This window comes from Halococcus agarilyticus, from assembly GCF_000334895.1.
In the GTDB taxonomy this organism is placed as follows: domain Archaea; phylum Halobacteriota; class Halobacteria; order Halobacteriales; family Halococcaceae; genus Halococcus; species Halococcus agarilyticus.
In genome coordinates, this window is sequence record NZ_BAFM01000016.1 from 13,135 (window position 1) to 30,130 (window position 16,996).

At 68.4% G+C, this 16,996-nt stretch carries 17 protein-coding genes and 1 tRNA gene; 8 read left to right on the plus strand and 10 right to left on the minus strand.

Going from position 1 to position 16,996, the window contains the following annotated elements; all coding sequences use genetic code 11:
• Positions 1-10 precede the first annotated feature (10 nt).
• The 4 genes from TX76_RS12935 to TX76_RS12950 all read left to right on the plus strand — a co-directional run bounded on the left by TX76_RS12935 (position 11) and on the right by TX76_RS12950 (position 3,707).
• Positions 11-667 carry an isochorismatase family protein gene (locus TX76_RS12935; protein WP_049902924.1) on the plus strand — a complete coding sequence of 219 codons (657 nt, stop codon included), beginning with the start codon at positions 11-13 and terminating at the stop codon, positions 665-667.
• The gene (locus tag TX76_RS12940) at positions 664-1,881 is read left to right on the plus strand and encodes a CaiB/BaiF CoA transferase family protein (RefSeq protein ID WP_049902925.1); all 1,218 of its coding nucleotides are present in this window, start codon (positions 664-666) and stop codon (positions 1,879-1,881) included. Before TX76_RS12935 ends, TX76_RS12940 begins: the two co-directional genes overlap by 4 nt.
• Positions 1,882-2,973, plus strand: a complete 1,092-nt coding sequence (locus TX76_RS12945) for a LeuA family protein (protein WP_049902926.1) — start codon at positions 1,882-1,884, stop codon at positions 2,971-2,973. It abuts the gene before it with no gap.
• Positions 2,974-3,047: 74 nt separating this feature from the next.
• Positions 3,048-3,707, plus strand: coding sequence for a helix-turn-helix domain-containing protein (locus tag TX76_RS12950; protein ID WP_049902927.1), 660 nt, complete (start codon positions 3,048-3,050; stop codon positions 3,705-3,707).
• Positions 3,708-3,914: 207 nt separating this feature from the next.
• On the opposite strand, the gene TX76_RS12955 is transcribed toward TX76_RS12950, so the two are convergent.
• From TX76_RS12955 to TX76_RS12965, 3 genes are all read right to left on the minus strand, one after another.
• Positions 3,915-3,988 (minus strand) — tRNA-Thr (locus TX76_RS12955).
• Positions 3,989-3,999: 11 nt separating this feature from the next.
• Complete coding sequence (locus TX76_RS12960) at positions 4,000-4,545, minus strand: GNAT family N-acetyltransferase (RefSeq protein ID WP_049902928.1); 546 nt, start codon at positions 4,543-4,545, stop codon at positions 4,000-4,002.
• On the minus strand, positions 4,545-5,732 hold the full coding sequence (locus tag TX76_RS12965; RefSeq protein ID WP_049902929.1) for a phosphoglycerate kinase: 1,188 nt from the start codon (positions 5,730-5,732) through the stop codon (positions 4,545-4,547). Before TX76_RS12965 ends, TX76_RS12960 begins: the two co-directional genes overlap by 1 nt.
• 188 nt (positions 5,733-5,920) lie before the next feature.
• On the opposite strand from TX76_RS12965, the gene TX76_RS12970 reads away from it, so the two are divergent.
• From TX76_RS12970 to TX76_RS12985, 4 genes are all read left to right on the plus strand, one after another.
• Positions 5,921-7,024, plus strand: a complete 1,104-nt coding sequence (locus TX76_RS12970; RefSeq protein ID WP_049902930.1) for a branched-chain amino acid ABC transporter permease — start codon at positions 5,921-5,923, stop codon at positions 7,022-7,024.
• Between the two features lie 115 nt (positions 7,025-7,139).
• Positions 7,140-8,543 carry a branched-chain amino acid ABC transporter permease gene (locus TX76_RS12975; protein ID WP_049902931.1) on the plus strand — a complete coding sequence of 468 codons (1,404 nt, stop codon included), beginning with the start codon at positions 7,140-7,142 and terminating at the stop codon, positions 8,541-8,543.
• Entirely contained in the window at positions 8,540-9,442 is a 903-nt protein-coding gene (locus tag TX76_RS12980; RefSeq protein ID WP_049902932.1) for an ABC transporter ATP-binding protein, read from the plus strand. The genes TX76_RS12975 and TX76_RS12980 overlap by 4 nt, the downstream gene beginning before the upstream one ends.
• Positions 9,439-10,365, plus strand: a complete 927-nt coding sequence (locus TX76_RS12985; RefSeq protein ID WP_049902933.1) for an ABC transporter ATP-binding protein — start codon at positions 9,439-9,441, stop codon at positions 10,363-10,365. Before TX76_RS12980 ends, TX76_RS12985 begins: the two co-directional genes overlap by 4 nt.
• Positions 10,366-10,401: 36 nt before the next feature.
• Here the strand turns inward: TX76_RS12985 and TX76_RS12990 are convergent, their stop codons facing one another.
• From TX76_RS12990 to TX76_RS13020, 7 genes are all read right to left on the minus strand, one after another.
• Positions 10,402-11,910: an ABC transporter substrate-binding protein gene (locus tag TX76_RS12990; protein WP_049902934.1), complete on the minus strand. Its 1,509-nt coding sequence runs from the start codon at positions 11,908-11,910 to the stop codon at positions 10,402-10,404.
• 78 nt (positions 11,911-11,988) lie between these two features.
• Positions 11,989-12,525 carry a CBS domain-containing protein gene (locus TX76_RS12995; RefSeq protein WP_049902935.1) on the minus strand — a complete coding sequence of 179 codons (537 nt, stop codon included), beginning with the start codon at positions 12,523-12,525 and terminating at the stop codon, positions 11,989-11,991.
• 85 nt (positions 12,526-12,610) lie between these two features.
• Positions 12,611-13,372 (minus strand): GTP cyclohydrolase III, encoded by a 762-nt coding sequence (locus tag TX76_RS13000; RefSeq protein WP_049902936.1) that lies wholly within the window; start codon positions 13,370-13,372, stop codon positions 12,611-12,613.
• A 136-nt stretch (positions 13,373-13,508) separates the two neighbouring features.
• Complete coding sequence (locus TX76_RS13005) at positions 13,509-14,312, minus strand: hypothetical protein (protein ID WP_049902937.1); 804 nt, start codon at positions 14,310-14,312, stop codon at positions 13,509-13,511.
• Between the two features lie 27 nt (positions 14,313-14,339).
• On the minus strand, positions 14,340-15,248 hold the full coding sequence (locus tag TX76_RS13010; RefSeq protein WP_049902938.1) for a methyltransferase: 909 nt from the start codon (positions 15,246-15,248) through the stop codon (positions 14,340-14,342).
• Positions 15,235-16,374, minus strand: a complete 1,140-nt coding sequence (locus TX76_RS13015; RefSeq protein ID WP_049902939.1) for a glycosyltransferase family 4 protein — start codon at positions 16,372-16,374, stop codon at positions 15,235-15,237. The genes TX76_RS13010 and TX76_RS13015 overlap by 14 nt, the downstream gene beginning before the upstream one ends.
• A gap of 19 nt (positions 16,375-16,393) precedes the next feature.
• Positions 16,394-16,771 (minus strand): 6-pyruvoyl trahydropterin synthase family protein, encoded by a 378-nt coding sequence (locus TX76_RS13020; RefSeq protein WP_049902940.1) that lies wholly within the window; start codon positions 16,769-16,771, stop codon positions 16,394-16,396.
• Positions 16,772-16,996 lie beyond the last annotated feature (225 nt).

Sequence of the window (16,996 nt, forward strand, 5' to 3'; positions counted from 1 at the left end):
CACAGACACAATGACAGATACGGACTGGATCGAAGATACTGAACAGTTGTACGCCGATCGCGACTTCGGCGGCACGGTCGGCATCGGCGAGCGGCCCGCGCTGCTCGTCATCGACCTCATCAACGCCTTCACCGATCCCGAAAGCGATCTCGGCTCGGACGTCGAATCCGTGCTCGCCCGGACCGAAGGGTTGCTGGACGCGTTCCGCGAGCACGACCTGCCCCGGTACTTCACCACCGTCGCCTACGAGGAGTCCTACGGCGACGCCGGGCAGTTCATCGAGAAGGTGCCAGCGCTCCGCGAACTCGAACGTGGGACCGACGCGGTGGCGGTCGACGACCGGATCGCCCCGATCGGCGACGAACGGGTGATCCTCAAGAAGTACGCGAGCGCGTTCTTCGGGACCGATCTCGAAACCGAACTCACCACCCACCGCGTCGACACGCTGGTGCTCGCGGGCGTGACGACCAGCGGGTGCGTTCGCGCGACCGCCGTCGACAGCCTCCAGCACGGCTACCGCACCATCGTCCCCGCCGACGCCGTCGGGGACCGTGCCGAGGGCCCGCACGAAGCCAATCTCTTCGACATCGACGCGAAGTACGGCGATGTCGTCACGACCGAGACGGTACTGGAGTCGCTCGACGATGACCAGAGGAGCACACCATGACCGCACGCGAACGCCAGGGTCCGCTCGACGGCCTGCGGGTCATCGACATGTCGGGGATGATCAGCGGTGCCTTCGCGACGACGCTGCTGGGCGATTTCGGTGCCGACGTGGTGATGATCGAGCATCCCGAGGTCGGCGATCCGATCCGGGAGTGGCCACAGAAGACCGAGGACGGAGTCTCGCTGTCCTGGAAGTCCCTCGGCCGGAACAAGCGGTGTGTCACGCTCGATCTCGGCTCCGAGCGCGGCCGCGAGATCGCCCTCGATCTCGTCGCGGACGCCGACGCCGTCTACGAGAACTTCCGCCCCGGGACGATGGAACGGTGGGGACTCGGCCCCGACGATATCCACGAGATCAACGAGGAAGCCATCATGGTCCGGCTCTCGGGCTACGGACAGACCGGCCCGAAGTCCCAGAAGCCGGGTTTCGGCACCATCGCCGAGGGGGTCTCGGGCTGGGCGCACGCCAATGGGTTCCCCGATCGTGAACCCTTACTTCCGCCGGTCAGCCTCGCGGACATCCAGGCCGCCCAGTTCGCGCTCCAGGCGACGCTGATGGCGATCTTCGAGCGCGATATCGGTCGCGGCGGCAGCGGCGAGGGCCAGGTCATCGACGTCTCGCTGACCGAGCCGCTGTGGCGGATCTTCTTCGGCGAGGTCGAGGCCTACGACCGGATGGGGCACGTCCGCGAACGCACCGGGAACCAGCACCCGAACACCGCCCCGAGGAACATCTACGAGACCGCGGACGGCTACCTGACGATGTCGGCCTCGAACCAGAAGATCTTCGAGCGGGTCGCCGAGACGATCGACAAGGAGTGGCTGATCGACGACGAGCGCTTCGCGGACAACGCCACCCGCGTCGCGAACAGCGAGCCGCTCAACGCCGCAATCGAGGAGTGGACGAGAGAGCGAACCACCGACGAGGCCATCGAGATCCTCGAAGCCAACGACGCCATCGTCGGGCCGGTCTACGATATGCACGACATCTTCGAAGACGAGCAGTTCGAGGCACGCGACGACATCGTCGAGGTCGACGATCCCGACGTCGGCGCGATCAAGACGTTCGGCCTCGTCCCGAAGTTCTCGCGCACGCCCGGCGAGGTCGAGTTCCTCGGCCCACGCCACGGCGAGCACAACCGCGAGGTCTACCACGGCGATCTCGGGCTCTCGGAGGCAGAGCTGGCCGAACTCCGTGACGAGGGGATCATCTGAATGCAGTTGACCGACGTCACGCTCCGCGAGGGCGACCAGATGTCCGGACGAGAGTTCACCGCCGATGCCAAGATCGAGTGCGCTCGGGCGCTCGACGACCTGGGGGTGCCGTTCGTCCAGCCTGGCTTTCCCGCGACCGGCGAGAAGGATCGGGAAGTCATCAGTGAACTCGCCGGGACGACCGACGCCGATGTCGTCGCGCTCGCGCGCGCTCTCGAAAGCGACATCGACGCCGCCCTCGAAAACGACGCCGACGTGGTCGAGACGTTCGTCTCGGCCTCCAACCGTCACCTCGAACACCTGCTCGGCGTCTCCAGGAACGAGATGCTGTCGATGCTCGGCGAGGCCGTCGACTACGTCCACGACCACGGCGTTACCGTCCACGTCACGCTCGCCGATGCGTTCCGGACCGACCGCGATCACCTCGTCGAGATCGTCGAGACGGTGCCGGACGCGGCGTTCGTGTCGCTGGCCGACACCGTCGGCGCGCGCACCCCCGAAACCGTCGAGGAGTGCCTCGACGGGCTCGCCGGCCGCGTTGCGTTCGATCGACTCGGCGTCCACTTCCACGACGACATGGGGTGTGCGACGGCCAACGCGCTCGCGGCCTACCGCGCGGGCGTCGGGAAGGTGGACGTCAGCGTCGGGGGCCTCGGCGAGCGCGCGGGCAACACCCCGCTCGAAGAGCTTGCGGTCGCCTGCGCTATCGACCACGACGACGATCTCGGCCTCGCGACCGACGCGCTCGTCCCGACCTGTCGTGGCGTGTTGGACACGCTCGGAGAGCCCTACGGCGATCGCAAGGCGGTCCTCGGCACGGCGATCGCCGAACACGAGTCGGGCATCCACACCGCGGCGATGCTCTCGGACCCTGCGACGCTCGAACCGTTCGACCCCGGACGGTTCGGCGGGGAGCGACGCCTGGTGTTCGGGAAGTCGACCGGCGAGGGCGGCGCACGCCGGCTCCTCGAACGGGCGGGTGTCGATCCCGACGGCGAAACCGTGGCTGCGTACCTCGACACCCTGGCTGCGGCGGGCCCGCTCGATCTCGACGCGGCGCTCGCACTCGCCGAGCGGGAGTTCGGTTCGTAGCGTGGCCGGGATCGGATCGCGCACGAAACCTTATCCGTCGTTCCTGTAATGTGGAGCTACGGACCAGGGAGCACATGTTCGAAGCAGAACTCCATCTCCAGCAACACAAGCCGTGTGTCGTCTCCCAGCTCGCGAGGGAGTTCGACACGGCGATCGAGATCGCGATCGAGGAGCTCCACGACGAGCTGGTGACGTTCGTCATCGAACTCGACGAGCGGCTGACGGGCGTGCTGGACCGGCTGGCCGACTCCGAGCAGGTGCACCACGCCGAGGGGCTCGGCGACGGCAACTTCCTCGTCACCAAGACTTCCTGTGGTGCGTACTCGGCCATCGAGCGGAACCACGGCATTCTCCGCCGACCCAACGTCGTCGACGCCAACTCCCGAGTGTACACCGTCCTCTTCTTCCGCCGCGAGGACCTGCGCGCCATGATCGAGGCGTTCCGGGAGATCGGCACCGTGACCCTCGGGAAGGTCGCGCCGTTCGAGGACGGCGGCGTCCAGCTCACCGACCGACAGTACGAGGTCATCGAGCATGCGCTCGCCGCGGGCTACTTCGAGTGGCCACGCGACGTCACGAGCGACGAACTCGCTGCCGAACTCGACATTAGCCGCGCCACGCTCCTCGAACACCTCCGCAAGGCCGAGTCGAAGCTCCTCACCGACGCCCTCGATTCGATGACGACCGACACGGAGCAATCGAGCCGCTCGGAGCCCACGACGCCGCCGAAGTGACGCCGCTCGGAACTTCGGTTCCCGCGTGACTCGCGCCGTCCAGATGCCCGTTTGCTCGGAGAAGAGCCCTCGAAGCCTTCGAAGCAGAGGGAACAAGCCAGGGGTGGGATTCGAACCACCTGAACTTCGCTCGCTAGCGCTCGCTCGTTCCGTACTTCGAATCCCACGTCGGCTCTCACCGACCTCACCTTCGTTTGGACGGCAGAGAGCCAGGGGTGGGATTCGAACCCACGAATTCTCGATTACAAATCGAGTGCTTGCACCGCCCAAGCTCCCCTGGCGCGCTCGTCCCTTACCCACCCTCGGGTTTGTCGGTGTCGCTTTCGAGCGGCTTTTCGAGGTCGATCCGATGGGGGGTGTATCCGGCCCGGCGGTAGAACCGTCGGGCCGCCTCGTTGTCCGCAAGTACCGAGAGCCCGACGGCCTCGTAGCCCGCCTCCTGGAGCGCCGATTCGGCCGCCGCGAGCAGTTCGGTCCCGATCCCCTCGTTCCGGCGCTCGGGGGCCACGACGACGTTCCGGACGATCCCGCGCGAGACGTCTTGCTCGTAGCGCTCGCCTTCCGGGCCGAACATCACGAATCCCACGATCCCGTCCGTGTCCGTCGCGTCCGCACTCGCTCCACCCACGTTCGCTTCATCCGCAGTCGTCTCGTCCGGGTCGGCACGGGCGACCAGCAGTTCGCCGGCGACGATGTGGCGCACGATCGCCTCGCGGATCGTCGCCCGGTTTCGCTCGGCGAGGAGATGCGAGCCGAACGCGCGTTGCTCGCGTGCGAGTGCGATCCACTGATCGGCGACGTCGTCGGCGTCGTCGGTGGTGGGCGATTCGATCCGCACTACCGGAGCGCCTCGACCGCGGGGAGCGCGTCGCCGGTCAGGAGCGTGAGCGCCGCGCCGCCGCCGGTGCTGACGTGATCGAACCCCTCGATACCCAACTGACGGACCGCCGCCGCGGTGTCGCCGCCGCCGACGATGCTCTGTTCGGCCCGCGTCGCGGCCTCGTAGAGTCCCCGCGTCCCTTCGGCGAACGCCGCCTCCTCGAAGACGCCCGCCGGTCCGTTCAGGATCACCGTGCCTGCGCTCTCGATGATCCCGCCGTAGGTCGCGATCGTCCGACTTCCGACGTCCATCGCAGGGGCGTCAGTTTCGGCCGGGAGGTCCGCGACCGCGACCTCGTGGCGATCGCCGTCGCGCTCGATCGCGACGTCCTCCGGAACCTCGATCCGGTCGTACGAATCGAGCAGATCGCCCGCGCGGTCGATCTCGTCCCAGTAGCCCGCGTCGTAGACGAACTCCGCGGTCGCGTCGCCGAGTTCGGCCCCGCCGGCGAGCAGGCAGACGTTGCCGATCACGCCCGCCGTGAGGACGGTGTCGGCGAGATCGCGTTCGAGCACGCTCTCGGCCACGCCGATCGAGTCGCCGACTTTCGCGCCGCCGAGCACGTACACCCGGGGCGTGGGCGTCTCCTCGATCGCATCCAGCACGTCGAGTTCGCGCTCCATCACCCGGCCAGCGTAGCTCGGCAAGCGTGGGGGAAAGCCGACGAGCGAGGGTTGTGAGCGGTGGGCGGCCGCGAACGCGTCGTTGACGTAGGCGTCGAGCGCGGGCGCGAGCCCACGGACGAGGTGGGTGTCGGCGGCGCGTTCGGGGTCGAACTCCATGTACTCCTCGGCGTAGAACCGGGTGTTTTCGAGGACGACGGCCTCGCCCGAATCGAGCGCCGCGACACGATCGCGCGCCGCCACGGAGAAGGTGGCGTCGCAGTAGTCGACGGGGCGGTCGAGCAGTTCGTCGAGCCGATCGGCGTGGGCGGCGAGCGTGGCGAAATCGTCGCCGCCGGGTCGGCCCTGGTGGGCGAGGATCGCCACCCGCGCGCCGCGGTCGAGCAGCTCCGCGAGCGTGTCGACGTGCGCGCGGAGCCGGGCGTCGTCGGCGAGCTCGCCCCCCGAGACCGGGCTGTTGATGTCGATGCGGACCCCGACGGCGACGCCCTCACAATCGAGGTCGTCGAGGGTTCGTATCATCGTTCGTCCTATTCCTGCGCCCCGGCAAATCCCTTTCTGTCCCGGCGGTGCGCGCCGGACGGTCACACGGGACTCGCCCTCGTTCGCGCGCTCGTCGGTGCGTACGCCCGTCGTCACCGCCCGACAGTGGCTAGGTGTGGCAAAGTTTATTACCGTCTCACCACCCCCACCTCACGTGGAACACTATCATGGGCATCTCTGAGACGTACGATCGTGGCCGGAGCTTCGTCGTCGACCAGCCGCTTGGGGTCGTCGCCGGCGTGGTCGGCGTGCTGTTGATCGTCGATCTCGCCACCAAGCTGGCGAACGGCTCGCTGTCGGTTCTCAGCCTCGCACTCTTCCTGAAGGACGGGCTGATTCAGGGGCTCGTGATCGCACTCGCGGGTGTCGGCCTCTCGATGACGTACTCGCTGCTGGGCTTCGCGAACTTCGCCCACGGCGATTACATCACGGCGGGAGCCTTCGCGGGCTGGGCGACGACGTACATCATCGGCGGGCTCGGCGCGCTCCCGGTCGGCGATCTCTTCTTGCTGGGCGTCAGCGGCGAGGCCAACGCGGGTACCGTCGGAGTGAGCATCGTCTCGACGCCGATCGCCGTTCTCCTGGGACTCGTCGTCGCGATCGCCTTCACCGCCGGCCTCGCCCTTCTCATCGACCGACTCGTCTACAAACCGATGCGCAATCAGGAGGGGATCGCGCTGCTCATCGCGAGCATCGGAGTCGCACTCGCGCTCCGCTATCTGCTCGCCTTCGTCTTCGGCACCAGTCGGCCGGGTGTCACCGGCGGCGACATTCCGGGGTTCGAGGTGCCAGTCCTCGGCATCCGGCTGAACGCCCACGAGATCGCGCTCGCGGTCGGCGCGGTCGTGTTGATGGTCGGCGTCCACCTCCTGCTCCAGTACACCAAGCTCGGCACCGCGATGCGGGCGATGGCTGACAACCGCGACCTCGCGCGCGTCACCGGGATTCCCACGGAGCGGGTCGTGCGCGCGACGTGGGTCATCGGCGGCGGGCTGACCGGCGCGGCGGGCTACCTCGTCACGCTCGAAACGGGCACGATCGCGTTCGACTTCGGCTGGATCCTCCTGCTGCTCATCTTCGCTGCGGTCATCCTCGGCGGGATCGGATCGATCTACGGCGCGATGTTCGGCGGGCTCACGATCGGCGTGGCGAGCACCGTCTCGCTGGTCTGGCTCCCCTCGGAGTTCACCACCGCCGCCGCCTTCGCGGTGATGATCCTGATCCTCGTGCTGAAACCCTCCGGGCTGTTCGGCGGGGTGACGACCGCATGACTCGCCCCCACGATCAGACGGCGGCGGAACCTGATCGAACTCCGGGGGCGAGAGTCGCCACGAGAGCGAGGACGGTCGGACAGCGGGAAACGATCCGGGTTCGGGAGGCGGGCCGATGAGCACCGCCGACCGGCTGTCCGAACGGCTCGGCAACTCCGACGCCGGGTTGATTCTCGCCGTGATGGCCGGGCTCTACCTGCTGTTCATCGTCTTCGGTCTGCTGCTCGGTCTCGACGTCGGCGGGATCGCGAGCACCCTCCAGCGGCTCACCTTCCTCACGGCAGTGTACGCGCTGCTCGCGCTCGCGCTGAACCTCCAGTGGGGGTACGCGGGCCTCTTTAATATCGGCGTCGCCGGCTTCATGGCGGTCGGCGCGTACACGATGGCGATGTTGACCGCACCGGTCGATCCCCAGGTCGGCGGGATCCCAGGGCTCGGTCTCCCGCTGTGGGCCGGGGTCGTCGGTGGAATGCTCGCGGCCGCGCTGGTCGGCGGGATCACGGCGCTGCCCGCGCTCCGGCTCCGGGCGGACTACCTCGCGATCGTCACGCTCGCGCTCTCGGAGATCATCCGGCTGATCTACAACTCGACGACGTTCCAGTCGTTTTCGATTGGCCCCTTCGAACTCGGGCCGATCTCGATCGGCGGTGTCGAACTCGGCACCGGCGGCGCGAGCGGTATCCCCGGCCCGATCAACCCCGTGCGCGATCTCTACTACACCGACCCGGCGAGTTCGGCGTCGCCGCCGACCGCGTTCGGCCAGGCGATGTTCGACTTCTTCGGCGGGTTCGGGCTCGACGGCCCGACCGTGGTCGACTGGACGTACACGCTCGTGCTCGTGGTGTTCGTCGGCCTCTTCTACCTCCTCCTGACGCGGGTCGGCAACTCGCCGTTCGGCCGGGTGCTGAAGGCGATCCGCGAGGACGAGATCGTGGCGAGCTCGCTCGGGAAGAACACCCGGTGGTTCAAGATCAAGGTGTTCATGCTCGGGTGTGCGCTGATGGGGCTCGCCGGCATCCTCTGGCAGGGCAGCCAGGCGCTGATCACGCCCGCCCTGTTCCTCCCGATCGTCACCTTCTACGTGTTCATCGCGCTGATGGTCGGCGGATCGGGATCGAACACCGGGAGCGTCATCGGCGGCGCGCTGTTCGCCGGTCTGCTCTTTCTCGGCCCGACGTTCGTGGGACGGATCGTCGACAGCTCGTTCAGCCTCGGGAACGCCCCGAACACGTTCACCGCCGCGATCGGTGCGCTCGGCTCGCTCGACATCACGCCGCTGGTCGCGTACACGCTCGACAACATCAGCGTGCTCCGGTTCGTGCTCCTCGGGGTCGTGCTGGTCGTCCTGATGCAGCGTCGCCCGGAGGGGCTGCTCGGCCACCGGAAGGAGACGGCGGCCGCCGTCGATCTCTCCCGGCGGAGCGTGTCGGGAGGCGAAGCGACCGGAGCAACCCGGGCCGACGGTGGTGTGTCGGAGACGACCGAAGCGCCCGACGGCGAACGGGGTGACGACGAATGAGCGACACCGACTCGACGACCCGCACTGACACCCGGAACGCCATCGAGGGCGAGGACGGCCCCGAGAACATCGACGAGATCGACCCCGACGACGAGTCCGACGTCGAGCGCGCGGCGCGCGAGACGCCGCCCGGCCGCCCGCTCCGGGTCACGAACCTCCGGAAGGAGTTCGGCGGGCTGACCGCGGTCGACGACGCGAGCTTCGACGTCGAAGCGGGGTCGCTCACCGGACTGATCGGCCCCAACGGCGCGGGGAAGTCGACCACGTTCGACTGTATTACGGGTGTCCATCACCCCACCAGCGGCTCGGTCCACCTCCACGACGAGGAGATCACCGGCCTCCAGCCCTACCAGATCGCCGATCGTGGGCTGGTCAGGACCTTCCAGATCGCGCGCGAGCTGGAGGAGATGACCGTGCTCGAGAACATGATGCTCGCGCCACGGGCCCAGCGCGGCGAGTCGCTCTGGCGGTCGGTGCTGCCCGGCGCGCGGGGGGGCGTTCGCGACCAGGAACGCGAACTCCGCGAGCGGGCGTGGGAGACGCTCGATTTCTTCGAGATCGACCACCTCGCCGAGGAATATGCAGGAAACCTCTCGGGCGGCCAGCGAAAGCTCCTCGAGATGGCGCGGGCGCTACTCACCGATCCCGAGGTCGTCCTGCTCGACGAACCGCTCGCGGGGGTGAACCCTACCCTGGAGGCAAAGCTCCTCGATCGGATCCACGACCTCCGCGAGCAGGGGTACACCTTCCTGCTGGTCGAACACGACATGGACGTCATCATGGAGAACTGCGAGCGCGTCATCGTGATGCACCGCGGGCGGGTGCTCGCCGACGACGCGCCCGCGGCGATCAGGGAGAACGAACAGGTCATCGACGCCTACCTCGGAGCGAACGTATGAGCAACGACACCGACGAGACGGCGAGTGACGAACCCCGAACCGAGGAGACCGCAGCCGACGAAACCGCGACCGACGAGACGACGGCCGACGCGAGCGACGGGGCCACGGCGAACGGAACGGAAACCGACGGGAACGCGACCGGGACTGCGGCGACCGGCGGCACCGACGAAGCGACGGACGCGACCACTGCCGGGGCGAGTACGTCCACCGATCACCCGGACGGCCTGCTCGCGGTGTCGAACCTCGACGCGGGCTACGGCGAGCTCCAGATCCTCGACGACGTCGACCTCGACGTGGGCGACGGCGAGTACGTCACCATCGTCGGCCCGAACGGCGCGGGGAAGTCGACGGTGATGAAGGCGGTTTTCGGGCTGGCGACGTACATGGACGGCCAGATCGCCTTCGACGGCGAGGACATCAGCGGTAACGCCCCGGAAACGGTCATCCGACGTGGCCTGAGCTACGTCCCCCAGAACGACAACGTGTTCGCGGGGCTCTCGGTCCGCGAGAACCTCGAAATGGGGGCGTACATCCTCGACTCGGTGCCCGACGAGGCCTTAGAGGACGTCTTCGAGCGGTTCCCGATCCTCGAGGAGCGCCAGTCACAGCGCGCAGGAACTCTCTCGGGCGGCCAACAGCAGATGCTGGCGATGGGACGGGCGCTGATGCTCGATCCCGACCTCCTGCTGCTCGACGAGCCGTCGGCGGGGCTCGCGCCGGATCTCGTCGACGAGATGTTCGACCGGGTCGACGCGATCAACGACGCCGGGACCGCCGTGCTGGTCGTCGAGCAGAACGCGAAGGAGGCCCTCAGGCGGTGCGATCGGGGGTACGTCCTCGTCCAGGGGGCGAATCGCTACACCGACACCGGCGACGCGCTGCTCGGCGACGAGCAGGTCCGTCGGGAGTTCCTCGGTGGTTGAAAAACAAAACGCACTTTCCGTTCGGTGACGGTCCGACTATCCGCTGCTGTTGTTGCCGGCGCTGCTGTTGCCACCGCCGCCACCGCCACCGCTGCCGCCGAACTGAACGGTGTCTGACTGTTCGATGCTGCCGTCCTCGGTGTACGTGAACACCTCGTAGGTCGCGGCGGCGATGTCGCCGTTGTCGTCGAACGTGAGGTTGCTCGACGCCCCTTGGTAGTTGATCTCCTCGCCGCTCGCGGCCATCCCGATCGCCTCGGCGAGGTTCTCCGGGCCGACCTCCGTCCCGGGCGGGTTGGCGACCGCGTCCATGTTCTCCTGGACCGCCGGGCCGCTGTTCTCGCCGCCGGCGGCGTTCGCGAGGATCTGGACCGCGGTGGCGTCGTACGCCTGCGAGGTGAACACGCCGGGTTCGCTGCCGTACTCGTCCTGGAACGCCTGGGTGAAGAAGTCCCGTGCCGGACCGGCCGCGAGCGGGGCCGTGCCGAGGACGTTGGTCAGCGGCTGGCCGACGTTGCCCGGCAGCTCGGAGTCGCGCAGGCCGTCGGTCACGAGGATCGTGGTGTCGCGGCTGTAGTTCGAGTAGTAGTCCCGGAACAGCTGGTTGCCGCTCTCGGGGTAGCCGATCACCAGCAGTGCGCCCGGACCCGAGGACATCGCCTCCTGGAGCTTCGAGGTGTAGGAGGACTGGGCCTTCTCGAAGGACACCTGTGCCGGCACCTCGCCGCCGAACGCCGACGCGAACGCGTCGGCGAGCGCCTGGCCGTAGGAGTTGTTGACGTACATCACCGACACCGACGAAGCCTCGACGCGCTCGCTCGCGACCTGGGCGAGCACCTCGCTCTGGAGCGCGTCGCTCGGCGGCGTCCGGTAGACGTAGCCGTTGTCCTGCAGCTCCGTGATCGCGGGCGAGGTGCTCGCGGGCGAGGTCAGCACGACCTCGTTCGGGATGGTGACGTTCTGGGCCACCTGGATCGTGGTCTCCGAGGAGGCCGCCCCCGTGATGGCGGGATAGCCCGCGTCGACCAGCGCCTGAGCGGCACTGATGCCAGCCTGCGGGTCGGTCTGGGTGTCCTCCGCCTGCGTGTTGATCGTGAACGCCATGTCAGCGTCCTCGAGCTGGACCGCCGGGAGCAACGCGGCGTCGCGGATCGGCTCGCCGACCGACGCGAGATCGCCCGTCGTCGGCTGGAGGACGCCGACCATGATCTCCCGTCCTTCGGCGCTGCCGCCACCGCCGCCGGTCTCGTTGCCGCTCTCGGTGGTCTCGCCACCCTCGGTGGTTTCCATCCCCCCCTCGGTGGTTTCCCCGCCTTCGGTCGTTTCCATGCCACCTTCAGTGGTCTCGCCGCCCTCGGTGGTTTCGTCGCCACCGCTGGCCTCGGTGTCGGTGGCTTCGCCACCGCCGCCGGATTCGGTGGTATCGCCGCCACCAGTATCGTTGCCGCCGTCGCCGTTGCCACCGCCCGAACATCCGGCTACGCCGGCGATAGCAGCCGTGCCGACGGCAGCCAGGAACTCGCGTCGCTTGGGTTCGTGTCCCATATCAACGATGGTGTTGGTTGAAGAGGGGATAAGTCTTGCCCCTCCATGCCGGGGAACCCGTAGCCGCCACCGGGTTCGTTACGTCTCGCGACAGTTCGGACAGACGAGCTGTCCGTTCACGCTCACGAGATCGCGGGCGAGCGCGCCACAGGCCTCACAGATCCCCTGGGTGTCGTACTCCGCCTCGGGATCGGTCGCTGTCGACGCCGGCCCGGTTCCGGTGTCGGCCTCGGGCACCAGCGTCGAGGCGACCACGACGTCGTGGGCGGTCACCACGCCGACCGGGTCCTCCTCCTCGATCGCGAGGAGCCACCGGACACCCTCGCGCTCCATCGTTCCCGCCGCCGCCGCGAGCGACTCTCCGGAGGAGACCTGAACCACGCCGTCGGACATGACGTCCGCGACGGTCGTCGCCGCCGGGTCGGTGTCGCTCGCCACCAGCGAGAGCGCGTCGCGTTCGCTCAGCATGCCGAGCGCGTCGCGACCCCGGAGCACGATCGCACACTCCGCGCCCTCCTCGAGCAGGAGCTCGACCGTCTCGACCACCCCGTCGCTCTCGCTCACCCCCACGAACTCGCGGGTCATCACGTCGCGCACGGTGACAGCACTACTCATACCAGGGAGTTCCGACCGCGCGGAGTAAAAACTACCCCCGACACGGTTAAGCCCGACGGGAGCCTCAGTTCTCGGTCCGCAGCCGTCAGTCGTCGATCACGACCGCCCGACCGTCGTGGCGACACGCTTCAAGGGCGTGTTTCGCGTCCATCCCCGCCTCGTGGGCGGTGGCTCCTTCCCCGACGCCGACTTTGAGCTCGACGTCGACCGTCTCGCGGACGTGCGAGACCGCGTCGCGGTACTCCTCGGCAGTCATCCCCGCACAGACCGCGATGACGTTGTCGCCACCGACGAAGAAGGAAAGGGAGTCGTGGGCCCGCCGCATGTACCGCATCAGCTCGGCGTACCCCTGTTCGATGTTGATGAACGTGTCGAACTCGTTGAGCTCGTCGGTGTACTGGCCGGTGGCGTCGTTCACGTCGAAGTGGGCGATCCGGAGGTCGTCGTCCGTCCGGTCGGCGTCGGCGAGCGGATCGCCACGGAGCACGGATCGGCGATCCTTGTCCTGGGCGCTGCCAGCGTCTTGGAGCTGGTCCGTCGCGGTCCCGAGCGCCGCGATCGGCGCGGGATCGGCCGCGATGCTCAGGCTCACCGTCACCGGATACCGGTTGGCGACCGACTCCTGGATCAGGGCGTGGTCGTCGGTGTCGAGCCCGTTGGTGACCGCGATCATGTTGTCGAACCGCGAGAAGAAGACGTAGCCGTCGCGGTTGCCGAACAGCTGGGAGAGATCGGCGTACAGCCGGGACTGCATCGTCTGGAGGTCGACCTCGCGGCGCGGTTCGGGCGTGACCGTCCACGGCCCGTAGTTGTCGAGCTGGATGAGCGTCACCTGCGTGTTCGTCATCGAGTACCCGATCTCTCGGGTCGAACCCGTATTTTACTTTGGTTATGGGAAACGGTCCGCCGACCGCGACCAGTCGGGTACTGCCCAACACTCGTCGGCTCCTCTGACGAACGCTGACGGTCAGAGTCCCATCGGTTTACCACCGTGTGTCGTCCGATCGAAGTCCGGCGAACGCCCCACGGATTCGCTGCCACAGCGGTTCCAGGACCGGGTTCGCCCCGATACCGAGATACGCGCGCTGCGGGCGGTACTCGCCGGTTCGGAGCAGGTGCAGCGCGACCGCGGTCGCGCGGTGGTTGCCGTCGGCGATCGCCGGCGGTCCGCTGCCGCGGCGTTTCGTGAGCACGAGCGGCACCAGGCGGTCGGCGTCGGCGAGCGTCTCGGCCATCGAACATGCCCGCTCGACGTCCACCCCCGTCTCGGCTTCGAGCGCCGCCCGATCGCCCGCCGCGATCCGTCGTGCCCCGTCCATCACGTTGCCGCTCGGCGCGAGCGCGTGCCAGGCGAGGCCGTCGGGACCGTCGACGAACCGCAGCCGCTCGAACTCCCCCCGACGGAGTGCGATGCGCGACCACTCGACCGGTCGCGCCCGCCAGAGGAAGGCGGCGGCTCCGGGCTTCCGCCGGAGCAGCGCGTCGAGCGCCTCGTCGTCGTCGAGCGCGTCGACCGCGTCTTCGATCGTTTCGCTCCCGTCGGGCGCGGTGGCGCTCCATTTCGATAGGGGAGTTCGATCGCCGTCGAGTGCTCCGGTCGCCGGGTCGTCGGACGGCTGCTCCCGGCGGCCGTCGGGCGTGTCCGCCCGTCGATCGTCGCGCGTGCCGCCTGGTTCGTCCTCGGTCACGAAGTCGGCCCCCTTCCGGACTTCGGCGGCGAGCCAGTGAGTTATCACTATCCGCTCCGCGACTCGCTCGCCCGCCCACGCCGCGCCGTCGGACGCCACGACCCCGATTTTGGCCCTCGGCGGTCTTCAACGCTCCGCCGGGACGCGACCGAGCACGTCGAGCTGATGGGCGACGTAGGTCAGTTCGCCCCGATCGATCTGGCGGTGGCGTGCCGCGACCCAGCCGGCGAGCGTCCTCGGTTCGAACTTCCCTGTTTCATTGAGCGCGCCCGCGATCGTGTCCACGATGTATCTGAGGAAGAACGCCTCGTCGTCGGGGTACGCCCCCGATCGGGGATGGACAACCCAGTCGGAGCCGCCGGCGGCGAGCACCGTGTCCGTCTCGCTTGCACGGGCGAGGAGGTGGCGGCCGGCGTGGCTGTCGCCGCCGTCGTCGATGTGGGCGTGAAAGGCCCGCTCGATCCTCGTGTCGAGTTCGGGATCCACAGGTGGGGAGAGGATCGTTCCGCCGTCGAAGGTGATCGGGAAGTACCAGCAGCCGCCGGGACGGAGCCCATCGCGGAGGGCGTCGAACGCGTTCCGGGTATCGAACAGGTCGAGGAACGCCTGGCCGACCAGCAGGTCCCACGTGTCGCGCTCGACGTACTCGAAGGCGTCCGCAGTAACCGGTTCGATCTCGATTCGTCGGTCGTCGTTCTCGATGCGAAGCTCGTCGTCGATCGCGGTGACGTCGTGGCCCGCGTCGGCGGCCCAGCGCGACAGGCGTTCGCGTGCGGCGTCGACGTTCGCCGTCTGGTGGTCGACCAGCGTGTACTCGACGGCGTCCGGGAGCACGTCGCGCTCGACGAGGCGTTCGAGCGTCGCCCCCGTTCCCGCACCGACATCGAGCACGCGGAGCGCTCGCGCGCCCGCTTCGTCATCGAGTCTCGCCGCCGCGGTGGCCAGCCGATCGAGCACCTGACGGTCGAGCGCGCGGTCGTCGACCGTCCGCTTCGCGGCGAGATACCGCTGGAACCGCCCGTCAGGGCCCGACATGATTCGGCCTCCCGGAGGGATTTCGGTGCTGTGGTCGTTCCATCGGTTCGGCACTGTCCGCAACGACCCCGTCGAGAAACGCTCGAACCCGGTCGGTGGTCTCGGCCCACGTCGGCCACGCCGTGTAGCGTTCGCGGGCCGCCGTTCCCATCTCGGCCAGGCGTTCGCGATCGGCTTCGAGCGTTCGGACGGCGCGCGCCACCGTGCCGGGATCGCCGGGGCGGAGCAAGAATCCGGTCTCGCCGTGGGTGACGACCGCTCGCGCCCCGCCGGCGGTCGTGGCGAGCGCCGGCAGGCCGAAGCTCATCCCTTCGAGGTACGCGATCCCGAACCCCTCGTGGGTCGAGGGCATCGCGAGCACGTGACTCCTGCTGAGAGCGTCCCGGAGCGCGCCGTCAGGGAGTTCGCCCGCGAACGTCACGCGGTCGTCGACGCCGAGCCCGGCGACCAGCCGACGGATCGACGAGGCGTATCTCGGGTTCGCGTCCGGGCTCCCGACGACGTGGAGCCGCCAGCGTTCGTCGGGGAGCCGCGACAGCCCCTCGATCAGGGTGTGGAGTCCCTTTCGGGGAACGAGACTTCCGACGAAGACCACGCGGAGCGGGCCCGATTCCCGGACACGGGCCTCGATCGCGGCCGGGTCGATGACGGGGTCGAACCGATCGCCCGCCGGCGGCGCGACCGTCGTCTCGACCGTGGCGAGGTCTTCGACCGTTTCGCGTGTCGCCTCGCTGTTGCAGATCGCGCCATCGACGCCGGCGAGGTAGCGGCGCTCGACCGCGCGGTACAGCCCCTTTGCGGGGAGTGGGTGGGCCTCGCTGCTGCGGAGGTGGTGGACGATAGTGACGATCGGGATGTCGCGCCTGGCGCGCAGCCGCGCATTGAGCCCGACGAGTGAGGGATGTGCAAGTTCGTCCTGGAGCAGGACATCGACGGGAGCGTCGATCCGGTCGAGCAGCCGTGTCGAGAGGCCGTCGAGCAGCCCACGTGCGTAGTCGCGCCACGGGAGTTCGATCACCTCGACGCGATCGCCGCGTTCGCGCAGGCCCTCGACGAGCTTGCGGTCGTACCGGAACCCGCCGGTGTTGGTGTCGAGGTCGCCGTAGCACACGAGGCCGACGTTCATCGTTCCGGGTTCGTGGCGCTCACACCGACTCCTCGTAGGCGGCCCACGCGTCGTCGTCCTCCCAGATGGTGACCGTGAGCGTCGAGAGGTGGTCGGTGTCGAGTTCGTCGGCCGCGAGCCCCCAGACGACGCGCGCGAAGTGCTCGACGCTCGGGTTGTGGCCCTCAAATTTCGGGCGTTCGTTGAGCAGTTCGTCCTCGTAGCGCGCTCGGATCTCGGCGAGCACCCCTTCGACCGCTTCGATATCGACGAGGTAGTCGTACTCGTCGAGTTCGGGACCCGAAAGCGTGAGTTCGGCCTCGTAGTGATGGGAGTGGACCTCGCCTTCGGGCCCGGGATCGGGCACCGTGAGGTAGTGCTGGGCGACGAAATCCGCCATCACGCTGACCGTGTACATACCACTCGCACGACTGCCTGACATAAATATCGTCGCGCCGCGGAAGCGGCCGCGGTGGCGGTTGCGGAGCGGTGGCGGTTGCGGAGCGGTGGCGGTTGCGGAGCGGTGGCGGTTGCGGAGCGGTGGCGGTTGCGGAGCGGTGGCGGTTGCGGAGCGGTAGCGGTTGCGGGGCGGGCCTCGGCGGATGAAGGGCGAGGCGAACGAGCGAAGCGAGTGAGCCGAGGG